The organism is Microbulbifer maximicatervae (SeqCode), assembly GCF_052467955.1.
In genome coordinates this window covers 751,459-774,761 of the sequence record NZ_CP174329.1, presented here as the reverse complement: position 1 = coordinate 774,761, position 23,303 = coordinate 751,459, and the positions used below count along the sequence as shown (strand labels likewise).

Here is a 23,303-nt window from a genome sequence, read left to right as displayed (position 1 = left end):
TTCCTAGTGTACTCAAGTAGTTTAAAAATTCCTTTTACCAATTATTAATTCGAAATACTGCATCATCAATTTGACTTTTAAGTATCTTCCAATTTCCATGTCTTTAGGGAAAGCCTCAGTCGGACATTGGCATTTTCGTTTAACTCGAATTTCCAATACCAAAGGTTGTTGTCTTACATATTGCCTGATTCGGCTTCAGTAACTACTAAATCGTACCATTTACTGTCTTCTTACTCTTATTTAGCACTCCCCAAGTAAGCAATAATTTAGAAACTCGATCAACTAATGCAACAAGATAGCTACCTTGACCACAAACTGTATCTCCCTTCCTGTTGCCAAGTTTGGTGTTTTCATCGAAAATCATCGTTCCTTCTATAATTTCATTGCTCTCTGGAATTAGATTACCTTCTACTAAGAAGGCCTAAACGGTTTCGATCAGCTTTGCCTTCCTTGGTAGCCGCAATCTCCTATTGAGCTTACCTATCCAGCGATAAATTTTCGCAAATTACTATTTTTTAACATCTGCCAAGCTTCATTTAACCCACAATTGGTACGGGTTTTACGTTTTTAGCCAATAGTCGCATTATATCTTCATAGTGAATTCGAACTTAGATTAATTACAAAGCCCATGCTGTCTTCGTAATGCTTTGCTGTGATAATTCTCTATACAGTAAAGATAAATCTATTGAGGTCTACAAAGCTGTTTTTGCTGGGAAAATTAAGTAGTAACTCAATGACTCAAGATGAATATTTCTGTTCATTGAAGGATTCGATCTGGTATCGTTCTTTCGTGGTCAGCTGGTTGGTATGCGATCCCATGGGATTACTGGCTTGTTCTTTGGAGGCTAACCAACCAATTAGCAGCTTACCTCATTCTTTATCGTCAACCATGTTGGTTATTGTGAAAATCTAGAGGTGAAAAAATGAAAAAAAACATAAAACTAACTACATTATCACTGCTTTTATTTGGATGCACGGAGAACCCAGAGAATCGGGAAATTATTCTTGGTAATGAAGAGGTGAATTGTCTCCAAATAAATTATGGGATGTCTGATCAAGAACTTATCAAGAGAATTTCCGTCAAAGATCGAAAACCAGATTTTACTTTATTGAAAAAAGTACACTTACCCGCGAATGCTTCTCTTTGCCAAAAACAAGATTTCATTGAAACAATACTCTATCTATCAAGCAACCAGCGTAGCTACACAGAAACCGACCCGCAAGTCAGCATGATTTCTCGTGCTTTAAAAGGTAATGAAGAAGACTTCTTACCAATGGCAAAATCTAACTGGCATTCACCGAACTCTTATATATCCGATGCTTACATTTCCATGATATCCGATAGGGGCATGAAAGACTTTGTGAAAAAACACTTTTCTAAATATCCTTGGCTTATCGAAGCCATAACTAGAAATGGCTGGAGCAAAGATTTCAAAGAAGAAATAATACAGTTTGTTGAAAACAAGAATGGTCATGTTAACTATCACTTCGCGACAGCATTTTCCCAGATAAATGATCCAGCCACAGAGGATCTAATACTGAAATCGTTCTTTAATAGTGGCGCAAATCGCCATATATTTTATTCAAGAATAGAAAAATTAGAATGGCTGACTCTAACCCCCTCATTAGAAAAGCTATGGCAGTCACCTGATGTCAATAAACTAGAACTCGCGTATTTGGCATACCCATTGGGCATCACAGGATTTATACCTGTTTTAGATTATCTTGCAAATAACGAAAATGGAAGCACATACGACAACCCTTACAGAAGTAATATAGATTTTTTCAATTATCTTACAGATCAAAATTTACAGCCCGGTGAGCTTAAAGAATGGCTGAAATTAAATCGTTCATCATTGGTTTTTGATAATGAAAGTAGGAAATTTAATTTAAATTGAAGAAATAAATGCACAGGAATTAAAAAGATATTCATTTTGACATTGCATTTTTCTAAACCTTTAATTAGGGATTTATCTCATACTCTAGGTATACAAGTTCAGAAGATAGCAAACTTTAAAAAGCTCATGACAAATAAAAAAGGCTGTGGGGATTAGCCACAGCCTTTTTTTAATATGCTTTTCAGCACATTCGCTCTATTAGTCTTCAGACTCTGAACGATATGTGTCTGCATCCAGCATATTGTCCAGCTCGCTCACGTCGGAGGGCTTGATGCGGAAGAACCAGCCATCGTCGTAAGGAGAGGAGTTTACAGTTTCCGGAGCGTCTTCCAGAGCTTCATTGACAGCAACTACTTCACCGGAAACCGGGGAGTAGATATCGCTGGCAGCTTTAACGGATTCAACTACACCTGCCTCGTCACCAGCAGCCAGGTTGGTGCCCACTTCTGGAGTCTCAACGTAAACCACATCACCCAGGGCATCTTGAGCGTGATCGCTGATGCCGATGGTTACGGTGCCGTCCTCTTCCAGGCGTGCCCACTCGTGGCTGGAGAGGTATTTCAATTCATTGCGGATTTCGCTCATGCTGTTATCCCTTGATTAAGCATCTAAGTTTATTGTCTTAGTGACGCGTACACCTCTGGGCGACGCTTAAATAACTGACTTGCCGTTGCGTACGAAGCAGGGCTTAACCACCTTGACTGGCTGCAGTTTCTTGCGGATTTCCACCTGTGCGGTATCACCAACACTCACCGGAACTCGCGCCAAGGCGATAGAGTAACCCAGTGTGGGGGAGAAAGTGCCGCTGGTAATGATACCCCGGTCATCACTACCGTCTACCACTACCGGTTGACCTGCGCGCAATACACCGCGCTCTTCAAGCACCAGGCCTACAAGCTTGTGCTTAACGCCATCGGCTTTTTCCTGCTCCAGAACACCACGGCCGATAAAGTTGCGGCTCTCCGGTGCCCAGGCAACCGTCCAGGCCATGTTGGCAACCAGCGGAGAGGTCTCATCGTCCATCTCATGCCCGTACAGGTTCATACCCGCTTCCAGGCGCAGGGTGTCGCGTGCACCCAGTCCACAAGGGGAAACGCCCGCTTCGGCCAGGGCGCGCCAGAAACCACTGGCGTCTTCACCCGGCAACATAATTTCCAGGCCATCTTCACCGGTGTAACCGGTGCGCGCTACGAACCAGCCACCCCGGGCAACGCTTTGGAAAACTTTTAGTGCATCAATCGCGGAAGTCCAATCAATGCCCAAAACCTCTTTGGTTTTCTCGATGGCATTGGGGCCCTGGATAGCGACCATCGCTACATCCGGGCACTCTGTCAGGGTCACATCGAAGGACTCTGCCTGCTTGCGCATCCACGCCAGGTCTTTCTCGCGAGTTGCACAGTTAACAACCACTCGGTAGCCGGGATCGCGCAGGTAGACGATCAGGTCGTCAATCACACCGCCTTTGTCATTGAGCATGCCGGTGTAAAGGGCCTTACCCGGGTTGCCATCCAGCTTGGCCACATCATTGGCCAGCAGGTAGCGCAGGTAGTCGCGAGCTTGGGCGCCATCTACGTCGACCACGGTCATATGGGAGACATCGAACATCCCCGCATCGGTGCGCACCTTGTTGTGCTCATCCAGCTGCGAACCGTAGTGCAGCGGCATGTCCCATCCACCGAAATCCACCATTTTGCCGCCCATAGCGACATGCGTGTCATACAGAGGAGTTCTATTTCCCATTTTTAAAATCTCAGTCCGTCAGGTTCCGAAGCGGCGTATTCTAGCGGCTTGGGTACCGGCCTTTCCAGCGGGGCAGGCGCGGCAATATATATGCTCTGCAAGCCTAGCAGGCATTGGTAGTAAAACCTGTCCAGGTTCACAGAGGCCGTCAAAGATTCCGCTGGCGCTCTATCCTGCATTCGCCCGCGTTTGGGAATCGGGCAATACCCAATACCCGCTGTATTGGGCTAGTGCAGAAATGATCACTTTTTGATCAGATAAATTCTTAATCAGTCGCTGCCTCGATCGCGCCCTTGACCAGCCTCTTCCGCGTTCTCTTCTGTGTTTGCGGATTCGTCGACTTTGAGGCCGTACTTCTTCGATCTCCAGCGCCACAAACGCTTAGCCAACTCCTGGCGGTCGGGTGTTTTATCTGCCTCGTCGACAATTTCTTCCCCTAGCAGGGTCTCCAGTAGATCCTCCAGGGTCACCAAGCCCTCGAGACTGCCATATTCATCCATAACCGCACTAATCTGCACGCGGCGGGACAGCATTTTCTGGAACGCTTGGTAGATAGTGGCTGTTTCCGGCAGGATCAACATTTCACGGCGATAATCCGCCAGAGTTTTCTGGTGCTCACCTTTCGCGTAGGCCAGCAATAGCTCCTGTCGCAATACAAAACCCACCACACAATCCGGGTCGCGATTTTCATAGACTGGGATACGGGAGAAACGCCCTTTCTCTGCATCCTCGTAGGCCTCTTCCACAGTGATGTCCTGCGGCAGGGAGAAGACCACCGTGCGGGGAGTCATCACCTCGCGTACGGAGTGGTCCCGCAGGGTGAAGAATAGGTTGCGCAGGATGCTGGACTCCCGCTGCTCTAGCTGCCCTTCGGCCTCGCCAATTTCCGCCATAATGGCGAACTCATCGCGGCTAAAGCCCGTCAGGGTTGGGCCGTGGGACAGGCCTTTGGTCAACCACTCGGACATTTTTACAAACGGGTGGAGTAACCAAACCAGGCCGCGCAATACATAAGCGGTGCTTGGGGCCAATTGGCGCCAGTACACGGCTCCCAGGGTTTTAGGGATAATTTCAGAAAAAACCAGGATCAGCAGGGTCAGGATCGCTGAGGCGATACCCAGGTACTCATTGCCAAAAACCGCTGCTGCCTGGGCACCGGCACCTGCAGCACCCGCTGTGTGCGCGACGGTATTCAGAGTGAGGATTGCGGCCAGGGGGGCATTAATATCGGATTTTAATTTGCGCAGCAAAGACCCCGCTTTATGCCCCTCCCGCTCCATCAGGCGCACGTATGGGGTAGTTACGCTGAGAATAACTGACTCTGCTATCGAGCACAGGAAAGAAAAGCCAAGGGCAATAAAAACGTAGGTTATCAGTAAAATCATATAATTCAGGTTGAAGCGGGATAAGAGTTAAATTTTCGCGCACCACCAGCAACGCAGTAAACCAGCGCAATCAAAAAGCCGGCAAAAAAGCCTCCTAAATGCGCAGCATTGGCGATACCGATCCCAGTAAAATAGGTAATCACTCCAAGAACGCACAATATCATCCACACAATCGCCAGGGTAATAATACCCGGGGGTATATCTCTCCATGCCGGTTGCCAACGCTGCATCACCACAGCAAATCCGACCAGCGTGTATACAACACCCGACATTCCAGCGAATATCACCTCGGGCTTCCAGGTATATTGGGATAAATTAGCTGCAATCCCGCCGAGCAACACCAGAAGGCCATAAATAAATGGCCCTCCGCGTGCTTCCAGTGGACGCCCAAGTATCCAGATAGCCAGAGCATTGAACAGGGCATGCTGAAAAGACAAGTTGATGATTGCAGGGGTCCACAATCGCCAAAACTCCCCTCTCTCCAAGTGCCACATTAAAGACGACTGTGAGAAAAGTGGACCACCACTGGTATCTGGATATATTAAAAGCGGGGCAGACAGATTATTGGAATGTAAAAACCAACCAAAAAAACACAGGCCGATAAGCAGTAAACTAATCGGTGTTTTATCCATTGGGAAAGTCGGTAAAAATGAGGGGCTTACAGGTGCTTTCTCCTTTGGTGCTAGTCCTTCTTCACCCGGTAAATGGCCGCCGTCCTCTGGTTCCGCCTTTGTTAGCTGAACTCTGTCCAGATCAACTAATCCCCGCTCCCAATCTTGCAAAAGCGGCTTCAGCAATTCAGCTATACCTGAATCTGTCGTCAGCAACGCCTGCTGATTTTCTTCCTCAGCAATTCTCAATGGCAATTGGTAACGCTGTATTAAGCGAAAAAGCGCGCTGAGATCCTTTGATATAGGAAATGAGTAAACAGTAATCCAGTGACTCAATTGAAATTAACCTTTTTTACCGACAGCAAGGCTTTTAATTCCCCTCTGCCTCAGGGAAAAGCCACTTAGTAGATAGGTAAACACCAGCAACTTCTCTGACACCCCCACTGAGCACTTTCTCCCGATCCATTTTTGCGGGAATAGCAAATTTAAACCGCCATAGCCCGCATAATAATCCGCTTCTTTAACATGGGGCTTGCATCTACCATGCTCAACCCAGTGTTACGCAGCCAGCGCCAGTGCACATCGCCAGCACCGAACAAAGACTTAAAGGCGCTCATCGCTTTCATAGTGGCGGCGTTGTCGCCGCGACGGCGGCGTTCGTAGCGGGCCAACACTGAAGAGTGAGAGGGCTCCAGGCCGCGTGCCATAGCGCGGTCAATTTCATCTGCCAGCACCCGTACATCCTGCAGCCCAAGATTTACACCCTGGCCCGCGAGGGGGTGGATACTGTGGGCGGCGTCTCCCACCAATACAGCGCCAGGGCCGCGATAGCGTTCCGCATGGCGCGCGCGCAAGGGGAAGGAAAAGCGCTCACTGACGGATTCCACTTTGCCCAAACGGCTCTCAAAGGCTTTTTCCAGGTTCAGGGCAAAGGCCTGGTCATCCAGCATCAATAGCTCTTGCGCCAGCGCTTCATCCGCAGACCAAACCACAGCGCAGTGATTGTCATCTCCCAATCCCGCGAGAGGTAAAAATGCCAGTGGGCCCGTTTGTAAAAAACGCTGCCAAGCGGTGTGACGGTGAGATTTCTCACTGCGCGCGACACACACCAACGCAGTTTGATGGTAATCGGTATCCTGGGAGCGGATATGCAGTAAGTCTCGCACTTTAGAGCGGGCGCCATCGGCACCGATTAACAGGCGGGTGCGCACTACCTCTGGTTGCTCACGGAGGCCATCCTCTTCATTTAAGCGATCTTCACCGCGAGGCTGTAAATGCCAGAGTCCGCAGTCGCGCCACCAGCTCTCCAGGCGAAAACCATTGACTAACTCCACGTTGGGTAGGGTTTCCAGCCGTGCTCTTAACGCGGCGACAATGACATTATTCTCGACGATATGACCGAGATTCGGCAGCTGCACATCGCGGCTGTTAAAGCTTACTGAGCCGGTTCCATCTGCATCCCAAACCCGCATTTCCACATAGGGGCAGGCGCGGCGGCTGGCAATATCATCCCAGGCTCCCACCTCTTCGAGCAGCTCGCGGGAGGCCTGTGTCAGGGCCACCACGCGAGGTTCATACTGCGGTGACAATTGCGGCGTTGTTTCCGGGGATGCCTCCAGCAAGGCCAGACGCATGCCCGGGTGCCGAACTGCCAGCAGCGCTGCCTGGGCCATGCCCACCATGCCCGCACCCACAATGGCAAAATCCAAACGATGTCTGTTCATAAAAGCCAATTCCGCTGAAGTGGCAGCAGCCGTCCCCGACCCTGCACCTTTTAAAGCCCAAACCCCGCCGCTTGACTGACAAATTCCCGGCGCAGCGGCGGGACCATTGTAAGGCCGAGCATTCCCAACTGACGAATTCCCTGTTGCAGCCAACCGGAAGAGGAAAACAATGTGGGAATACGGTCACTGAATCCAATCGTCAATTGCTGGTCCAGCTGGCGCATTTCTCCGTATTTCTGCAGGAAATCGAGCCGCCCTGGCAATGTATCCGACGTCACTGTCGACAGGGCTTGCGCCAATCCATAACAGTCCCGCAGAGTCAGGTTAAAACCCTGCCCTGCTACTGGGTGCAGAAAGTGGGCGCAATTGCCCATCAACACCACATTCCGGCGCCACTGTTCCTGGGCGATCGATAAACTCAGTGGATACCCCTGAACGGCTCCAACCTTAATAAAACGTCCGGCACGCCAGCCAAATACCTGCTGCAGTTTTTTCAGGCGTTCAGCCTCAGGCATTACACCGACACGCTCAGCTTCTGCTTCCTCGCAAGCCCACACAAGTGCCGCGCGGTGCTGCCCTTCTCTATCTGGCAGCGGTAAAAGTGCCATGGGCCCCATTCGGGTGAAGCGCTCGTAAGCCACACCTTGGTGAGGCTGTTGCAGAGCGACCGTAGCGACCAGCGCTCTCTGAGGGTACTTAACCGAGCTGATTTCTATTCCCAGCTGGCGGCAAAGGGGAGAGTTCACCCCATCGGCAACGACCACCAATCCGCAGGACAGTGCCTGATCGGGGGAATTATCCTCGGATCGCCACAACAGGTTTGCGCCCGCAGAGGTCATGGTAATGTCAGTAACCTGCGCCGGCGCTAATAATTGGGTGGAAGTGCTAGTCAGTGCGCTGTGGAGAATCGGGCCCAGCGCTGCATTTTCTATTACTGCGCCCAGAATGCCCTCAAAGTTGACTCCCTGTCCCTCCCGGGTCGAGAGGGCGGCGCCAAATGCATGCCCCCGATCACTCACATGAATACGATCAATCGGAGCGCTATAGGCTTGCAGAGCAGGCCAGAGTCCAAGCTCCGCAAACAACTGCAAGCTGCCTGCGGCAATGGCCGTGGCTCGCGTGTCGAAACTCGGCAACTGAATACTGGCAGCGGCATCCGGCAGTGCTTTCTGCTCCAGGAGCGCCACACTGAGTTGAGGACAAAAATGTGACAACATCAATGCCAGGCTGGCTCCCGCCATACCGCCACCGACAATGGCCACATCTACTTTACGCGCCGACTCACCCATCCCAATTCCCCCTTTGATTATTCGGCATTGAAATATTATTGGCCGAACAATCCAACAATCACTTCTAACGGGTCAGTAAGTCCCGCCCGTGAAGCATGGTGTATTCAATATCTTCAATCGCTTTTGGAGCCGCTGCTGAGAGGATCTGAGGCCCTCTATTGGTAAGTGCGACATCATCTTCAATTCGAATCCCGATCCCGCGAAATTCTACGGGAATACTCTCATCGTCCTCCGGGACATAAATTCCGGGTTCGACCGTCATTACCATTCCGGCTTCCAGCTGGCGCCAGGCTCCATGAATGCGATAATCACCCACATCGTGCACATCCATGCCCAGCCAATGGCCAACTCGGTGCATATAAAACTGCCGATAAGCGCCAGACTCTATCAACCCCTGGGTGTCGCCTCGCAACAGTCCTAAATCGACCAACCCCTGAGTGATTATCTCAACACTGGCAGCGTGGGGATGATCCCAGTGATTGCCCACTGAAACCTGTTCAATCGCCGCTTGCTGTGCCGCCAAAACGATCTCATAAAGTGCGCGCTGCGGTCCGCTAAATGAACCATTAACAGGATAGGTGCGAGTAATATCGGCCACATAACCACGGTACTCACAGCCCGCATCCACCAGCACCAAGTCCCCATCGCGCAACTGGGCATTATTACTGCAATAGTGCATCACCAACGCATTGCCACCACCCCCAACGATAGTGGGATAGGCTGTTTCCCGGGCTCCGGAGTCGACAAAGGTATGCAGGAGGGCAGCCTCCAGCTGGTATTCGTAAAGGCCCGGCTGGCATCGGGTCATAGCCCGGCTGTGTGCCTCGGCACTGATTTTGGCCGCCTGCTCCATTAAGCGAATTTCCTGGGCCGATTTAATCAGTCGCATTTCCCGCAACTGGTAATCGAGGTCGACCATTTCCGGTGCACCCCCGGTATCCGGCGCTGCGGTAATCCGCTCCAGGTAATTGCGGATTCGCTTATCCAAATGGGCGTAGCGGCCCATGGGGAAATAGAGCAGCTCGCGCCCTTCTAGCAGCCCCGGCAAAATATCATCGAGATCACCTATGGGAAATGCATCGTTCAAGCCGCACTGCTGCATCGCGCGCTCCGGCCCCAGGCGCGGGCCATCCCACTTTTCTTTTTCCGCATCGCGCTCGCGACAGAACAGCAGGGTTTCTCCCTGTGTTCGTCCCGGTACCAAAACCAGCAGCGCTTCCGGTTCATCAAACCCAGTGAGATACAAAAAATCACTGTCCTGGCGAAACGGAAAATAAGTATCCCGGGAACGCAGTTGCTCCCCAGCAGATGACACGATTGCCAAACTACCTGCGGGCAAATCTGCCATCAGGCGGTTGCGTCGGCGGGCGTACTCAGATCGACTGATTCCCGCTGTGGTTTTCGGGGTCTTAGACATCAGTGAATGGTGGGCTCGCTATTGGAGTCCTTACCCTTTACCTCAGTAAATATATTGAGTACGGCTACGCGCACGTATTCCTGCAGTTCCACCAGTTGCAGCTCAGTCTCCTCACCCTCTTCAACATGTTCGGCATCCAATTGGGCGATGGCACTAATATCTTTTAAAGCTTCGTCACTGGTGGGCATCAATTTTTCCCGGGCCCCGCCGACACCAAAGCCGTGCAGGAATCCATCGCACCAATGACCCAGCGCCAGAGCGCGGGAGACAACATCTTCGTCATCGCACAGCACCAACTGAAAATCGAAGTTAGAGCCGTCGAGCTGCTTGTGGCTTTCCTCAGTCAGCTGGAAAAAATCCCGATTGAGATCTGCCGGCACCGCCTCCACATCGAGCAATCCGGCCAGCTCATTCTGCCAACGCTGTTTGTCCGGTCGCTCGCCCGCCGCCAAAATGCCACAGATAAAACCGTGCAATTCACTGGGGTCTGCCTGCCCCCCAGCTGAGAGAATGGCGTTGGCGAGGAGTTCAAATCGGCTAGCTTCAGAAGTCATGGTTACCGTACAGCTTTTTGTAAATTAGGCTTTTCAATCCGGCCGTCACACTGGTGCCAAACCGGGAATTTGAGGCATTAAGAGACAATTTTGTGATTGTCCGCGCAGGTGCAGCGATTGACCCACCAATACGCCGGCAATATAGTAGCGGAATCCCTCGCAGTCTGTCGTGTTGCGAACTCAGACGTCGACCTCAAATGCAGGAAATATGGATAAGCTGCAAGCGCTAGAAAGCACCGTGGATTCACTCATTGCCCGCTGTCAACAATTGGCGGATGACAATCGTGAATTACGCCGGCAGGAAGCCGACTGGCTGCGTGAACGCCAGCGCCTGATAAAAAATAACGAGGCCGCCCGCTCGCGGGTAGAAGCTATGATTAACCGTCTTAAGGGGCTAACGCAAGATACCTGATGTCTGAAACCGCATCACCCTCCGAAACTGTAACTGTTTCTATTCTCGATAAAGAGTACCGTGTCGCCTGCGCGGAAAGCGAGCGTGCCGGACTACAGGCTTCGGCACACCTGCTACACGAACGCATGTCCCGCATCCGCGCAACAGGTACTGTCATCGGCTTAGAGCGTATCGCCGTAATGGCAGCGCTTAATATTGCCCACGAGCTTATCCAGGCGAAAGCTGAGCTCAGCTCCATCCCCCTGCAAGAGGAAATGTTGGAGCGACTTACTGATAAGGTGCAAAGTGCATTGGGCGAAATAGACTCGGAAGAAAAACTTCAGGAGTAAGGTGACAAGAAGCCACTTTCTGCTACCGGTCACTTCATTTAAATTTCTGGTTAACAGCCCCCCGCTCTACAAGTTATAATTGGTTCATACCCTGGGGTGTTGGCCAGCAGACTATGTCCTTGAGCCGATAATCTTACCCCGGTGGTTTCCAGCGGGTGCTGGTGAGCAAGTCCGCCTTGTAGCGGAAAGCCTTATGTACTCCGGATCCCACCACCTTGAACCTTACGGTTCAAGGCTCCGTCTACAGCCGCACACTCGGGGTACCCTATTTCTTCACGCTCTTCTCTTCCCACAATGACTGAAACCAAAACGCAACTGCGCCGCCGTATGCGCGCGGGGCGACGGGAACTCAGCGCCTATCAACAGCGTTTGCATGGCCGTGCAGCCATCACTCTCCTGAGCCGTATCCCACAAATGAATCGAGCAGTGCATGTCGGTATCTATTGGCCGACTGATGGCGAGCTCGATGTCCGCTATCTGCTGCAACGTTTTCCACAAAAACATTTTTATTTGCCACAGCTGCCGGCAGAACCACACCCCCACCTCCGGTTCAGGCGTTGGCAAGGCGAACCCTTGGCTTTTCGCAATCGCTATCGCATTCCGGAGCCTGTGCGCACAACTTACCGCGCTCCCAAGCTCCTGGATCTTGTTTTGGTTCCTCTGGTCGCCTTCGACCCCAGCGGAGCGCGCTTGGGTATGGGGGCCGGTTTCTACGATCGGACTTTTGAGCGCAAACAGTTATTACCAGGCACTGGACCACAACTTATCGGCGCGGCGCACCATCTACAATGTGTGGATAACCTGCCCACAGACAATTGGGATATTCCACTGGATATGGTGGTTACAGAGCAAAGGATTTACCGCTGCCGCTAAAAAGTGGGTAGTGGAGCACAAAAAAAGCCGGACACCTCAGTGTCCGGCTTTTTTTGTGTTTGCTCGTGGGCAGAGCGCCCCCCCGGCATCAGCCTAACGGGTAACCACTCCCTGTTGCAGAGCAGCCGGCGGTTCAGCTTCGGAAGAAAATACCTCAGATAAACCACTGGTACTCAACAGAACGCCCGCGACAAAGACAACCACAGCGATTGTCAGCGCATCGGCTTTCATTGGGACCATCCTGTACGATAATTTTGTTTTTATATGCGTTTCGCCCCGCTTATGACCAGAGCCACAGCAAAAGTTCCACGCGAATAGACAATACTCAAGAAGCGGCGTAATAGTAACCGTTTATTGGATATTTTATGAGTTTTTTGTCTCAAAATTAGACAAGCAAGTTCGACAAAACAGGATTTGCAGTCTATACACGTTTCGATAAATGAGACGTCTTTCTCAGGTATCGGGAAGCGATGGTTTAAGCGCCCAAAAATAACCGATAAGCCGGATTCTGTGTTTCATCCCAAAAACGAAATTGAAGCTGGTGTAATAGTGTCTGTAGTTCGTCCCTCGCTGCCGGCTCCACCTGCAATCCCACAAGAACACGCCCATAAGCTGCCCCGTGATTGCGATAGTGAAACAGCGTTATATTCCAACGCCCGGCGAGATGCTCGAGGAACTTGCGCAAGGCCCCCGGGCGCTCGGGAAATTCAAAGCGGTAAATAACTTCGTCGGGCAAGCCCGGCACTCTACCTCCCACTAAATGGCGAATATGCAGTTTCGCCATTTCGTTATCGGTAAGATCGGTAACCTGATAATCTTTGGACTCAAGCTGACTGACCAATTGGCTGCGGTCTTCCTCAGATACCACCTGCAAACCCACAAAGATATGCGCTTCGTTATCACTGGCAAAACGATAGTTAAACTCAGTAATTGAGCGGTCCCCTAAATCCCGGCAGAACTGCAGGTAACTTCCCGGTTGCTCAGCAATTTTTACTGCGAGGACCGCCTCGCGCTTTTCACCGATCTCAGTGCGCTCACTAATGTAGCGCAGGCGATCAAAATTAATATTGGCTCCACTGCACACTGTGGCGAAGGTGCCATTGCGATTGTCGTTTTGCTCCAGATATTTCTTCAGCCCCGCCAAACCGACGGCCCCGGCCGGCTCAGCGATAGAGCGTGTATCCTCGAATATATCCTTAATGGCCGCACAGATTTCATCGGTACTAACAGTGATAACCCCATCCACGGTTTCGCGCAGAACCCGGAAGGTCTCCTCACCGATTTGTGCAACGGCAACACCATCGGCAAACAAGCCCACCTCCGCTAGCCGAGCGCGCTCGCCGGCTTTCAGCGCGGCCTCCAGACAGGCAGCATCCTGCGGCTCTACACCGTAGACTTTGGTTTCCGGACGTACATATTTGATATAGGCGGCCATACCCGCAGCTAAACCACCCCCTCCGACCGGAATAAACACCGCGTCCAGGTTACCCGAGTGCTGTCGCAGCATCTCCATAGCCACGGTGCCCTGGCCGGCGATTACATCGGGGTCATCGTAGGGGTGGATAAATACCAGCCCCCGCTCTTCAACCAGCTCGCGAGCCCTCGCCGCCGCTTCATCAAAAGTATCCCCATGTAGCACGACTTCGGCACCGCGCATGCGCACAGCACTCACCTTAATTTGCGGGGTGGTTTTGGGCATCACTATAGTGGCGCGCACTCCCATTTGGGCAGCGCTCAGGGCAAGCCCCTGGGCATGGTTACCCGCCGATGCAGCAATCACTCCCCGGGCCCGCTCCTCGGCGGGCAACTGCAGGAGCTTGTTGTATGCCCCTCGAATCTTGAAGGAAAACACCGGCTGCAGATCTTCGCGCTTCAACAGAATCCGGTTGTTAAACCGATGGGAGAGTTGGCGCATTTGCTCCAATGGCGTCTCGGTAGCGACATCGTAAATACGTGCGTCTAAAATGCGCTTGATATAGGACTTGGGCATGACGTGTTTGACGGCCGTAGCGGTTAATTACTGTGCGCGACTCAGCGTAGACTAATAGCAGGGTTACAAAGGCCCTGTGTGAAGCGCAGCACCGGCATGACAGTCTAAGCCTTGAGAGGCACATTTGCCACAAAAAACAACCAGACGCGCTTTTTTTTATCGTCAGATACAAATTAAGGCGAAATAATTGCAAAGGAAACTATCCAGAGTATGACCCAGGATGAATTGAAACAGGCGACAGCTCGCGCTGCTATCGACTATATCGCCCCGCGCCTGGAGGACAATTCCATTGTCGGCGTAGGTACCGGTTCCACAGCTAACTTCTTTATCGATTACCTGGCGGAGATCAAAGGTACCTTTGACGGTACTGTGGCCAGTTCTGAAGCCTCCGCACAGCGACTCAAATCCCACGGCATTCCCGTTTATGAGCTTAATGCCGTCGACAGCATCCAGTTCTATGTGGATGGTGCCGATGAAGTGAATCCGGCCCTTGAAATGATCAAAGGTGGTGGTGCTGCATTGACTAGAGAAAAAATCGTGGCGGCCTGCTCTGAAGAATTTATCTGCATTGCCGATGAGAGCAAGTGGGTAAAAGTCCTGGGAGAGTTTCCCCTACCGGTTGAAGTTATCCCCATGGCACGCTCGCTGGTTGCCCGGGAGCTGGTTAAACTGGGCGGTGATCCGGTTTATCGTCAAGGTGTGATCACAGATAATGGCAATGCCATTCTCGATGTATACAATCTGCGTATCGAACACCCCACTGTCCTTGAAGAAACCATCAATAACATTACCGGTGTGGTGACCAACGGTATCTTTGCCAAGCGCTCCGCCGATATTTTACTGCTTGGCACCAGTGCCGGAGTGAAGACCATTACCGTTTAAACATGTCGTAAATAGTTATGCACAAAAAAAATAAAAAATGCGGACTGCTGGTTTTGCTCAGTGCTGTTGCACTGAGCAGCGGCTGTGCAACCGCACCTCCAAGTAACCTCGACAACGTCTGCTCTATTTTCCAGGAAAAAAAGAAGTGGTACGGCGAAGCAAAAGACGCGGAGGAAAAATGGGGCTCTCCAATTGCAGTGATGATGGCAATCATGCACCAGGAATCCCGTTTTGTGCATGATGCCAAGCCCCCGCGCACCAAGATCCTGGGCTTTATCCCCGGCCCGAGGCCTTCCGATGCCTACGGTTATCCCCAGGCTCTGGGGACCACTTGGCGCCACTACCAAAGGTCTTCCTTTAACTACGGTGCCGATCGGGATGATTTTGGCGACGCCATCGATTTTATCGGCTGGTATAACAACACCAGTGCACGCCAGTGCCAGATACGCGCCAATGACACCTACAGCCTTTACCTCGCCTACCACGAGGGGCACGGTGGTTTTAATCGGCGCACTTTCCAGAATAAAGCCTGGCTAAAGAATGTATCCCACAAGGTATCTGCCAGGGCGCAAAAATATCAGCAACAACTCAATAGCTGCGAACAGTCGCTGAAAAAACGCAAGAAATTTCTCTGGATTTTCTAGCTGATCACAACGACCGTTAGTCGCAAGGCCCACCTCGGTTTAAATCCGGTGCAGTTTTCCTGCATTATGAGCGGCGACAGCCGCTCGCTAAATTTTATGACCTCACAACCACTCCAGGAAAAATTCTCCTTGCTGGCGGAAAAAGGCGCTACAAGGCGCCAGAAACTGACTACGCTGAAGACTAATAGCTACCCGCTTTAGACTTGGTACAGGTCACTAAAGCTCCGCCACAAGCATAAATTTACAGCCCCAACGTGACGCTGGGTGCTCCCTCTGAGAAGCAAAAGCGTCCTTATACTTTTTGGAGTGCCCGATGAAGCTCTTTTTGAAATACCTGGCTGTATTGGCAATATCACTCAGCGTGCCGATGACCTTCGCACAACCTGCTACCAGCCAAACAACCGCCCCCAAAGCTTCGTTTAGCGAACCGCAGCTCAAGCAATTTGCCAACGCCTATCGCTCTATCGTGATGCTGAGTCGAGAATACGCTCCCAAACTGAAAGCGGCTGCCGATATCAAGGAAGCGGAAGCGATCAACAAAGAAGCACAGGGAAAAATGATCGCCGCAATTGAAAAAGCCGGCCTTTCCAAAACCAAATACCAGGAAATTGCCAACAGCATTAAATCGAATCCCGCCCTACTGGAGAAAGTGAACAAAATTCTTCAGCAAAGCCATGCGCCACAGCAGTAATCCAACTTTGTGAGTGGCGCTCTGATCAGCTCATTGCGTCACTCAAATCCAGCTTTACATCTAACACCTGGCAAATAATCGGCAAATTGGTTTTCACCCAATTCTTGTCAAAAGACCCCCAATCACGCAGCAGGTAGTAGCCGTCATTGTGGCGCACGCCCTCCTGAATGAACTCTACAACTGTGCCATGCCCCGGCAATCCTTTCGCAATAATGTCCTGCACCGTACGGCGAGGCCATCCAGTTGCCTCCTCCAAAGTAGGATTATTGGGACGCGGAATATGCTCGATCAGGTAAGCAATCAACATTCGCCGGCAGATGGTCGGGTTTAACAGACTTGCAACAGACGTCGGTGACATTTGACCAGTCCTTCACTAACGGAATTTTTCCTATTGTTGACGAATATGACTTACAGGTCGAGGAAATAGTGATTCACTATCGCTATCAAACTTTAAAAGAACTGTCAGTCCACAGAGGAACAAGCATAGAAAATTGTTGAGAGCAAAACTGGGATTTTCAGTCGTTAACGCAAAAAATACACATTAAAAGACAGAAATAGACAACTTTTATTCCATAAGCCCATCAAGTTCGAAACTGTCACCACTAATAAAAGCACAGGCAGTTGCATATAAATTAAGCAGAAGCCTGACTTTCTCTCTCTGTTTGCGCATAATCCATACCGTAATACAGCAGCAGACAGAAAATAATTGTGAGGCTGAAAGAGTGGACAATGAAAACCCCAAACTCCGCGAAGCGGGGCTAGGTATTCCCGCCGCTGCGGTAAAGGCCCATCTGGTTGGTGCACAAGCGACCGGACTGGATTGCCAACAACTACTCATCGATAGCGGAATCGCCCCCGCCCAGCTAGATGATCCCGATAGCCGCGTTGGCCGGGAGCAGATGGCCAACTTGTTACGCCTTGAGTGGGATTTTCTGAACGATGAGTCAGGAGGATTCCTGGCGCGCCCTTGGCTGCCGGGCACTTTTGCCATGATGGGGCACGCTTGTATCACCTGTCCCAACCTGCGCCGAGCTCTGCTTCGCTCTAGCCGCTTTATCAGCATGGTGAGTGACGACTTGCACATCAAGCTGGTCGAGGACGGTGAAGAAGCTCGACTGATCATTCACCACACCAATGAAAAAAAATTGCCCAACCAAATTTTCGTCGAATCTATCGCGGTAATCTGGTTGCGCTTTTTTAGCTGGCTGATCGACCGTACCATTTTATTAGAGCGCGTTCTTCTGGCGTTTCCCCCGCCCGACTACAACGAAGACTACAGCGATATGTTCCCTTGCAGGCACTACTTTAACCAAGGTGAAACCTGCCTGGTATTTAACACTCGCTATTTGCAAATGCCCCTGGTACGCGATGAGCAACAGCTGGCAGACTTTCTGTCCCGCGCCCCCGAGTGCCTGTTGACCCAATACAAATCCGACCACAGTTTCACCGGTCGTATTCGCCGTATGCTGCAACAGCAAAACAGTATCGAAAATCTGTCACTGGATGATGTCGCCGCACGTTTATACACATCTCCACAGACGCTGCGCCGCCGCCTCAAAGAGGAGGGCAACAGCTGGCAGGATATTAAAGACTCTGTTCGGCGGGATATGGCGGTTTACCAGTTGAAGCAGCAGGAAACTGCTGTAGCTGAAATTGCCGAGCGCCTGGGCTTTTCCGAACCCAGCGCTTTTAATCGCGCATTTAAAAAGTGGACGGGGCTAGCCCCCGGAGCTTACAGGGATAAATTCCGTAGTTAAGGCGACACTAAAAATCCCGGTCAAAAGACCGGGATTTTTTATAAATGAAATCTACCTTGGAAAATATCCTTCAAAGGGATTCCCGTATCCCGGCTACTCCTGAGAGTTTGTCACTACCCGGATACTAACTCGCTCAACATTAAGGGCTTTTTGGTCCCTCTTCTCTGACATGTCTTCCGGGACAAGCTTAGCCGAGCCCATTCCTGTTGCAGTGATACGATTTGCCGCTATCCCCTTCTTCAATAGAAGTTCTTTCACTACATCCGCGCGTTCTTGGGAAATTTCCTGCTCTGCAATTTCATTGCCCTCACCTTTAACATGCCCTTCAATCGCAATGGTTAAGTTGGGGTTGTCTTGCATGATTTTTGCCAGAGCATCGATATCCTCAGCTGCAGGGTTAGTGATTTTTGCGGTTCCCTTTTCAAAGTTCACCCGCATGGGGAATTCCCGGTCGGGATTGTCTGAAAAGCTCTTGAGATAATCACGCAAATTACTGGAAAAGTTATCGGGACCCAGCTGCGCTTCCTCTTCCGCTTTTTCAAGGGGGGAATCCCCTACCGGCTGTGAAGCGGACTCCATAAAGCTCGCTTCCTGGGAGGTCATGGAAGGATTGCTTACTGAATTTTCCTTTTTCCCTTTCAACATACACATATTCAATGCGTAGAGAACCACAAGTACCAACAGCAAAGGAAAAAACCAGCTACTGAAACTAACCGGTTTACGTTTTTCTTCGGGCCCTTGAATTGCTGTAGCCCGAGGCTCCTGGGGTTTGGCGTGGCCATGGGTAACCAGAGCGTCTCCCAACTTTCCAAAATCTGGAACGTCGATTGCTTGAAGAAGGTTATCCGGTATATACCCCTGTAAATGCTCCCGCTGCCCAATCAGGAATGAAGCCAAGTCGGAAACATCCATTTTTTGAGCTTTGGCCTGGCTTTGCATCAACGAAGTAACTATCGGTGCGGATACACTCAATAGATCTCCGCCCTCTTTACCCAGATTATTCGCTGCAACTTCCAGGACCTCTTTTTTACGACTGCTGAAAATTTTTTCCAGCATTTTCTCACCGATATCTGTAATTGACTTCAACTTTTCTGGTGAGGAGATAGCGGTGGCGAATTTAGACAAATCCAGCGCTTCACTTTCAGAAATTAAATTAAATAAATAACCCATTCCTGTTTTACTACTGGCCCTGTTCAACATACCAGCCAGTATGTAAGCAACGCCTGAACAGAGTGCAGCTTCACCTTGCCCTGCCGGCAAATTCAAAGCCTTTGTCAGCGCATCAATACCCCCGGAGCCCAATTGGCCGGTAGCCATATCCAAAACATTATCCGCCATAGCCAAACCTCGCTCACCACCTCAGGGACCGTCAAAGTACATTTATTTGTCCGGGGTCACCCGTGTGTTACCCATTCAAATTTTTCTCAGCTGCCCTGAATCACCCATAACCCTGCCTGACATGGAATTCCTCCAGTCGCAAAGATAATTTAAGTGCCAATTTACCGTGCCAAAATTTCAATAGATTTAGGCGCCTTACTTGAGTGTACGGCAGTACCTCCACATGGTTAGGTTAATTTGGAATAAATAGAAAGATATTTGACTAGGAATTTTTCGGTAGTACCTGGAAGCTGAGTCATCTTCCGTGGCAATTTTTATCATTGAACCCAAGCTGCACCGCACTATGGTAATAAGCGAAACCATAAAATAAAAAGAGGCTAAAACCGTGCCAACCGAAGCCTACATCTACGATGCTATCCGCACCCCGCGGGGCAGAGGCAAATCCAGCGGTGCCCTTCACGAAGTCAAACCTATCACCCTGCTTTCAGATCTCCTGAAAGAATTACAGACCCGCAATAGATTCGACACTGCCAAAGTGGACGATATCGTTATGGGCTGTGTTACACCGATCGGAGATCAGGGTGCCGATATCGCAAAAGTTGCAGCTTTAGCTGCCGATTGGGACTGGGATATCGGTGGCGTAACTCTAAATCGCTTCTGTGCCTCCGGTGCCGAAGCGGTCAATCTCGCCGCTACCAAAGTTCGCTCCGGGTGGGAGCATCTGGTAGTGGCCGGAGGCGTAGAGTCCATGTCGCGGGTGCCCATGGGCAGCGACGGCGGCGCCTGGGCGATGGACCCACGTACAGCAATAGATACTGGATTTGCACCCCAGGGCATTGGCGCGGACTTGATCGCTACACTCGGCGGATTTTCCCGCGAGGATGTGGATAACTTTGCGCTGGACTCTCAGCACAAAGCGGCAGCCGCCTGGAAGCGCGGTGCTTTCGAAAAATCTGTGATTCCCGTACGCGACCAAAATGGCCTGACCATTCTCGATCACGACCAGCTGGTGCGCCCAGATGCGTCCATAGAGGCCCTGGCACAACTCAAGCCGTCCTTTGCCGGGATGGGTGACCTGTGCTTCGACAGCATTGCCATATCCCGTTACCCACAGGTCGAATCAATCAACCATGTTCACACTGCGGGAAATTCCTCAGGCATCGTCGATGGCGCAGCCGCCCTGCTGATCGGCAGTGAACAGGCCGGGCGGGATCTGGGGCTCAGCCCCCGCGCCCGTATTGTCTCCGCTGCGGTAGTGGGCACTGAGCCTACTATCATGCTCACAGGCCCCGCGCCCGCCACTCGCAAAGCCCTGAAGGCCGCAGGCCTGACGGTGCAGGATATTGACCTCTTTGAGGTGAATGAAGCCTTCGCGGCAGTGGTGATGCGTTTCCAACACGAGTTAGACGTGGACCCACAAAAACTCAACGTTAACGGCGGCTCAATCGCTATGGGCCACCCCCTCGGCGCGACCGGTGCAATGCTGATCGGCACAGTACTGGATGAGCTGGAACAACGGCAACTTCGCTACGGCCTGGTCACACTATGTGTGGGCGGCGGTATGGGTGTAGCAACCATTATCGAAAGAGTTTAGGGGGCAGACTATGAAATCCATTCGCCTGGAAAAAGACGATCACAATATTGTCCACCTGATCATGGACAACCCCAATGCCTCAGCCAATGTGATGGACCGGGATTTTACCGAGTCACTGAGCGCAGCGGTTGAACAACTCAAGCAGCAAGAATTTTCTGGAATTATTGTTCGCTCCACAAAAAATACCTTTTTTGCCGGCGGCGACCTCAAATCTTTATTTGCGGCAAAAATTGAAGAAGCTAAACCTTTCTTCGAATCTTGCGAATCAATGAAAGCCAACCTGCGCTGGTTGGAAACCCAGGGTAAACCCGTCGTTGCTGCGATTAATGGCACAGCTTTGGGCGGTGGCTGGGAAATTGCCCTCAGCTGCCATCAGCGTATTGTTATCGATAGCACCGCAATAAAACTGGGATTGCCTGAAGTCACATTAGGCTTACTACCTGGTGGTGGCGGCTGTGTACGTATGCCCCGCCTTTTAGGCATCCAGGAGTCTCTACCCTACTTACTGGAAGGAAAACAGGTGAGGCCGCAACAGGCTCTCAAAGCCGGTCTGGTACATCAGCTCGTTACCAGTGAAAATGAATTACTAGAGAAGGCTGTCACTTATATTCGAGAGAATAGTGAGCAACCTGTTGCTCAGCCTTGGGATCAACCGGATTACCGGATGCCGGGAGGGGACGCAAAGAACCCTAAAAATGCGCAGTTACTGATGATCGCCCCAGCAATGCTGGAGAAAAAAACCAAGGGATGTCTGCCGGCGCCAGAGTCGATAATGGCAACCGTTGTCGAAGGGTCCCGGGTCGACTTCGAAACTGCTACGCGAATTGAATCCCGACATTTTGTAGGCCTCGCTTGCGGGCAGGTTGCCAAAAACATGATCGGTACTTTCTGGTTTGCACTCAATGAGGTCAAAGCCGGAGCATCACTGCCCGCCGCCGCCCGCGATCATAAAACGTCGCCCATGCAAAAAATTGGCATACTCGGCGCCGGCATGATGGGCTCAGCCATTGCCTACGCCTGTGCCAGTAAAGGTGTTGATGTCGTATTAAAAGATGTATCCATGGAAGGTGCCTTAGCCGGCAAACAATATGCAGAGAAATCCCTGCAAAAACGCTTACAGCGGGGTCGCATTACCGAGGACAAGGTCAATCAGATCCTCTCCCGTATCACGCCCACAGACAGCAATACCGACCTGGCTGATTGTGAGTTGGTGATAGAAGCAGTTTTCGAAGACCGGGAACTCAAGCGTAAAGTTACCCAGGAAGCCGAAGCACAGCTGCCGAAAAATGCAGTATTTGCCTCCAACACTTCGACACTGCCGATCACTGGGCTCGCTCAAGCTTCCGACCGTCCCCAGCAATTTATCGGTCTACATTTCTTCTCCCCTGCCGACAAGATGCCACTGGTGGAAATTATCTGTGGGGAGCAAACCAGTGATGAGACTCTCGCCCAAGCCTTCGCCTTTGTATTGCAGATTGGCAAGACTCCTATCGTTGTTAACGACAGCCGTGGCTTCTTCACCTCAAGGGTATTCGGCTGCTTTACCAATGAAGGTATCGGCATGCTCAGCGAAGGGGTTAATCCCGCCACCATTGAAAATGCCGCAGCCCTAGCTGGCTTCCCAGTCGGCCCTCTAGCTGTTAGTGACGAGGTCTCCCTAACGCTGATGAGCCGGATACGCCAGCAGACCATCAATGACCTGCAAAAAGAGGGTAAACCCGCCCCCACGCATCCCGCCGACGGAGTGATCGACCGAATGCTTGAAGTTGGTCGCGCTGGTAAGGCCGCAGGTGGCGGCTTCTATACTTACCCTGAGGGCGGGAAAAAGCACTTATGGAGTGGCCTTGAGAAGGAGTTCCCCGCCAAAGAGGCACTGCCGATAGAAGATGTGAAGGAACGGCTGCTGTTTATTATGGCTCTGGAGACACTTCGCTGTTATCAAGAGGATGTGCTACGCAGCGTACGCGATGCCAATATTGGCTCTATCTTCGGTATCGGCTTCCCACCCTGGACCGGTGGTGCATTGCAATACATCAGCCAGTTTGGCCTGAAAGCGTTTACCCAACGCGCCCAGCAACTGGCTGATGCCTATGGAGATCGATTTGCCCCGCCAGCAATTTTGCTGGATCTGGCAGAGTCAGGAAAAGCTCTGGCGGACAACCCTTAACCCAGGGG

21 protein-coding genes, 1 other RNA gene and 1 pseudogene are annotated in these 23,303 nt (G+C 51.2%); 11 read left to right on the top strand and 12 right to left on the bottom strand.

Going from position 1 to position 23,303, the window contains the following annotated elements; genetic code table 11:
- Positions 1-923 precede the first annotated feature (923 nt).
- Entirely contained in the window at positions 924-1,898 is a 975-nt protein-coding gene (locus tag ACJJI5_RS03370) for a hypothetical protein (protein ID WP_445355510.1), read from the top strand.
- Between the two features lie 198 nt (positions 1,899-2,096).
- On the opposite strand, the gene gcvH is transcribed toward ACJJI5_RS03370, so the two are convergent.
- From gcvH to ACJJI5_RS03330, 8 genes are all read right to left on the bottom strand, one after another.
- Positions 2,097-2,483: a glycine cleavage system protein GcvH gene (gcvH, locus tag ACJJI5_RS03365; protein ID WP_444895858.1), complete on the bottom strand. Its 387-nt coding sequence runs from the start codon at positions 2,481-2,483 to the stop codon at positions 2,097-2,099.
- Positions 2,484-2,549: 66 nt separating this feature from the next.
- On the bottom strand, positions 2,550-3,638 hold the full coding sequence (gene gcvT, locus ACJJI5_RS03360; RefSeq protein ID WP_445355509.1) for a glycine cleavage system aminomethyltransferase GcvT: 1,089 nt from the start codon (positions 3,636-3,638) through the stop codon (positions 2,550-2,552).
- A gap of 269 nt (positions 3,639-3,907) precedes the next feature.
- Positions 3,908-5,023 (bottom strand): CNNM domain-containing protein, encoded by a 1,116-nt coding sequence (locus ACJJI5_RS03355; RefSeq protein ID WP_444907019.1) that lies wholly within the window; start codon positions 5,021-5,023, stop codon positions 3,908-3,910.
- A 5-nt stretch (positions 5,024-5,028) separates the two neighbouring features.
- Complete coding sequence (locus ACJJI5_RS03350) at positions 5,029-5,970, bottom strand: rhomboid family intramembrane serine protease (protein ID WP_445355508.1); 942 nt, start codon at positions 5,968-5,970, stop codon at positions 5,029-5,031.
- A 149-nt stretch (positions 5,971-6,119) separates the two neighbouring features.
- The gene (locus tag ACJJI5_RS03345; RefSeq protein ID WP_445355507.1) at positions 6,120-7,358 is read right to left on the bottom strand and encodes a UbiH/UbiF/VisC/COQ6 family ubiquinone biosynthesis hydroxylase; all 1,239 of its coding nucleotides are present in this window, start codon (positions 7,356-7,358) and stop codon (positions 6,120-6,122) included.
- Positions 7,359-7,408: 50 nt separating this feature from the next.
- Positions 7,409-8,647 carry an FAD-dependent monooxygenase gene (locus ACJJI5_RS03340; protein WP_445355506.1) on the bottom strand — a complete coding sequence of 413 codons (1,239 nt, stop codon included), beginning with the start codon at positions 8,645-8,647 and terminating at the stop codon, positions 7,409-7,411.
- Positions 8,648-8,711: 64 nt separating this feature from the next.
- Positions 8,712-10,064: an aminopeptidase P N-terminal domain-containing protein gene (locus ACJJI5_RS03335; protein WP_445355505.1), complete on the bottom strand. Its 1,353-nt coding sequence runs from the start codon at positions 10,062-10,064 to the stop codon at positions 8,712-8,714.
- The gene (locus ACJJI5_RS03330) at positions 10,064-10,618 is read right to left on the bottom strand and encodes a UPF0149 family protein (RefSeq protein WP_413663604.1); all 555 of its coding nucleotides are present in this window, start codon (positions 10,616-10,618) and stop codon (positions 10,064-10,066) included. The genes ACJJI5_RS03335 and ACJJI5_RS03330 overlap by 1 nt, the downstream gene beginning before the upstream one ends.
- 208 nt (positions 10,619-10,826) lie before the next feature.
- On the opposite strand from ACJJI5_RS03330, the gene ACJJI5_RS03325 reads away from it, so the two are divergent.
- The 4 genes from ACJJI5_RS03325 to ACJJI5_RS03310 all read left to right on the top strand — a co-directional run bounded on the left by ACJJI5_RS03325 (position 10,827) and on the right by ACJJI5_RS03310 (position 12,232).
- Positions 10,827-11,030, top strand: coding sequence for a TIGR02449 family protein (locus ACJJI5_RS03325; RefSeq protein ID WP_108734784.1), 204 nt, complete (start codon positions 10,827-10,829; stop codon positions 11,028-11,030).
- Positions 11,030-11,359 (top strand): cell division protein ZapA, encoded by a 330-nt coding sequence (locus ACJJI5_RS03320; RefSeq protein WP_413663605.1) that lies wholly within the window; start codon positions 11,030-11,032, stop codon positions 11,357-11,359. The genes ACJJI5_RS03325 and ACJJI5_RS03320 overlap by 1 nt, the downstream gene beginning before the upstream one ends.
- An 85-nt stretch (positions 11,360-11,444) precedes the next feature.
- Positions 11,445-11,625, top strand: a non-coding RNA gene (gene ssrS / locus ACJJI5_RS03315) — 6S RNA.
- A 28-nt stretch (positions 11,626-11,653) separates the two neighbouring features.
- A complete protein-coding gene (locus ACJJI5_RS03310; protein WP_444915310.1) occupies positions 11,654-12,232 on the top strand; it encodes a 5-formyltetrahydrofolate cyclo-ligase in 579 nt (192 codons plus the stop codon).
- A 93-nt stretch (positions 12,233-12,325) separates the two neighbouring features.
- On the opposite strand, the gene ACJJI5_RS03305 is transcribed toward ACJJI5_RS03310, so the two are convergent.
- Together ACJJI5_RS03305 and ilvA are read right to left on the bottom strand one after the other, a co-directional pair.
- A complete protein-coding gene (locus ACJJI5_RS03305) occupies positions 12,326-12,463 on the bottom strand; it encodes a hypothetical protein (protein WP_192879435.1) in 138 nt (45 codons plus the stop codon).
- Positions 12,464-12,707: 244 nt separating this feature from the next.
- Positions 12,708-14,225: pseudogene (gene ilvA, locus ACJJI5_RS03300) on the bottom strand (threonine ammonia-lyase, biosynthetic); the annotation flags it as partial.
- A gap of 207 nt (positions 14,226-14,432) precedes the next feature.
- Here ilvA and rpiA point away from each other — a divergent pair.
- The 3 genes from rpiA (at position 14,433) to ACJJI5_RS03285 (ending at position 16,439) form a co-directional block, all read left to right on the top strand.
- A complete protein-coding gene (gene rpiA / locus ACJJI5_RS03295; protein WP_282930934.1) occupies positions 14,433-15,104 on the top strand; it encodes a ribose-5-phosphate isomerase RpiA in 672 nt (223 codons plus the stop codon).
- Between the two features lie 17 nt (positions 15,105-15,121).
- Complete coding sequence (locus ACJJI5_RS03290; protein ID WP_282930933.1) at positions 15,122-15,748, top strand: transglycosylase SLT domain-containing protein; 627 nt, start codon at positions 15,122-15,124, stop codon at positions 15,746-15,748.
- A 313-nt stretch (positions 15,749-16,061) separates the two neighbouring features.
- The gene (locus ACJJI5_RS03285; protein WP_282930932.1) at positions 16,062-16,439 is read left to right on the top strand and encodes a DUF4168 domain-containing protein; all 378 of its coding nucleotides are present in this window, start codon (positions 16,062-16,064) and stop codon (positions 16,437-16,439) included.
- Positions 16,440-16,464: 25 nt separating this feature from the next.
- Here the strand turns inward: ACJJI5_RS03285 and ACJJI5_RS03280 are convergent, their stop codons facing one another.
- Positions 16,465-16,797 carry a helix-turn-helix domain-containing protein gene (locus ACJJI5_RS03280; RefSeq protein ID WP_413663608.1) on the bottom strand — a complete coding sequence of 111 codons (333 nt, stop codon included), beginning with the start codon at positions 16,795-16,797 and terminating at the stop codon, positions 16,465-16,467.
- A 364-nt stretch (positions 16,798-17,161) separates the two neighbouring features.
- Here ACJJI5_RS03280 and ACJJI5_RS03275 point away from each other — a divergent pair, with 364 nt between their 5' ends.
- Positions 17,162-18,196 carry an AraC family transcriptional regulator gene (locus ACJJI5_RS03275; protein ID WP_282930930.1) on the top strand — a complete coding sequence of 345 codons (1,035 nt, stop codon included), beginning with the start codon at positions 17,162-17,164 and terminating at the stop codon, positions 18,194-18,196.
- A gap of 93 nt (positions 18,197-18,289) precedes the next feature.
- Here the strand turns inward: ACJJI5_RS03275 and ACJJI5_RS03270 are convergent, their stop codons facing one another.
- Positions 18,290-19,534, bottom strand: coding sequence for an OmpA family protein (locus tag ACJJI5_RS03270; protein ID WP_445355504.1), 1,245 nt, complete (start codon positions 19,532-19,534; stop codon positions 18,290-18,292).
- 385 nt (positions 19,535-19,919) lie between these two features.
- Between ACJJI5_RS03270 and ACJJI5_RS03265 the strand changes: the two genes are divergently transcribed.
- The gene (locus ACJJI5_RS03265) at positions 19,920-21,128 is read left to right on the top strand and encodes an acetyl-CoA C-acetyltransferase (RefSeq protein ID WP_444915307.1); all 1,209 of its coding nucleotides are present in this window, start codon (positions 19,920-19,922) and stop codon (positions 21,126-21,128) included.
- A gap of 10 nt (positions 21,129-21,138) precedes the next feature.
- The gene (locus ACJJI5_RS03260) at positions 21,139-23,295 is read left to right on the top strand and encodes a 3-hydroxyacyl-CoA dehydrogenase NAD-binding domain-containing protein (protein WP_444907012.1); all 2,157 of its coding nucleotides are present in this window, start codon (positions 21,139-21,141) and stop codon (positions 23,293-23,295) included.
- The last annotated feature ends 8 nt before the right edge of the window (positions 23,296-23,303 follow it).

Excerpts from the sequence above, each read along its gene's own strand:
- ACJJI5_RS03370 (WP_445355510.1), top strand. The coding sequence starts at position 924 with ATGAAAAAAAACATAAAACTAACTACATTATCACTGCTTTTATTTGGA.
- gcvH (WP_444895858.1), bottom strand. The coding sequence starts at position 2,483 with ATGAGCGAAATCCGCAATGAATTGAAATACCTCTCCAGCCACGAGTGG.
- gcvT (WP_445355509.1), bottom strand. The coding sequence starts at position 3,638 with ATGGGAAATAGAACTCCTCTGTATGACACGCATGTCGCTATGGGCGGC.
- ACJJI5_RS03355 (WP_444907019.1), bottom strand. The coding sequence starts at position 5,023 with ATGATTTTACTGATAACCTACGTTTTTATTGCCCTTGGCTTTTCTTTC.
- ACJJI5_RS03345 (WP_445355507.1), bottom strand. The coding sequence starts at position 7,358 with ATGAACAGACATCGTTTGGATTTTGCCATTGTGGGTGCGGGCATGGTG.
- ACJJI5_RS03340 (WP_445355506.1), bottom strand. The coding sequence starts at position 8,647 with ATGGGTGAGTCGGCGCGTAAAGTAGATGTGGCCATTGTCGGTGGCGGT.
- ACJJI5_RS03335 (WP_445355505.1), bottom strand. The coding sequence starts at position 10,064 with ATGTCTAAGACCCCGAAAACCACAGCGGGAATCAGTCGATCTGAGTAC.
- ACJJI5_RS03330 (WP_413663604.1), bottom strand. The coding sequence starts at position 10,618 with ATGACTTCTGAAGCTAGCCGATTTGAACTCCTCGCCAACGCCATTCTC.
- ACJJI5_RS03325 (WP_108734784.1), top strand. The coding sequence starts at position 10,827 with ATGGATAAGCTGCAAGCGCTAGAAAGCACCGTGGATTCACTCATTGCC.
- ACJJI5_RS03320 (WP_413663605.1), top strand. The coding sequence starts at position 11,030 with ATGTCTGAAACCGCATCACCCTCCGAAACTGTAACTGTTTCTATTCTC.
- ACJJI5_RS03310 (WP_444915310.1), top strand. The coding sequence starts at position 11,654 with ATGACTGAAACCAAAACGCAACTGCGCCGCCGTATGCGCGCGGGGCGA.
- ACJJI5_RS03305 (WP_192879435.1), bottom strand. The coding sequence starts at position 12,463 with ATGAAAGCCGATGCGCTGACAATCGCTGTGGTTGTCTTTGTCGCGGGC.
- rpiA (WP_282930934.1), top strand. The coding sequence starts at position 14,433 with ATGACCCAGGATGAATTGAAACAGGCGACAGCTCGCGCTGCTATCGAC.
- ACJJI5_RS03290 (WP_282930933.1), top strand. The coding sequence starts at position 15,122 with ATGCACAAAAAAAATAAAAAATGCGGACTGCTGGTTTTGCTCAGTGCT.
- ACJJI5_RS03285 (WP_282930932.1), top strand. The coding sequence starts at position 16,062 with ATGAAGCTCTTTTTGAAATACCTGGCTGTATTGGCAATATCACTCAGC.
- ACJJI5_RS03280 (WP_413663608.1), bottom strand. The coding sequence starts at position 16,797 with ATGTCACCGACGTCTGTTGCAAGTCTGTTAAACCCGACCATCTGCCGG.
- ACJJI5_RS03270 (WP_445355504.1), bottom strand. The coding sequence starts at position 19,534 with ATGGCGGATAATGTTTTGGATATGGCTACCGGCCAATTGGGCTCCGGG.
- ACJJI5_RS03260 (WP_444907012.1), top strand. The coding sequence starts at position 21,139 with ATGAAATCCATTCGCCTGGAAAAAGACGATCACAATATTGTCCACCTG.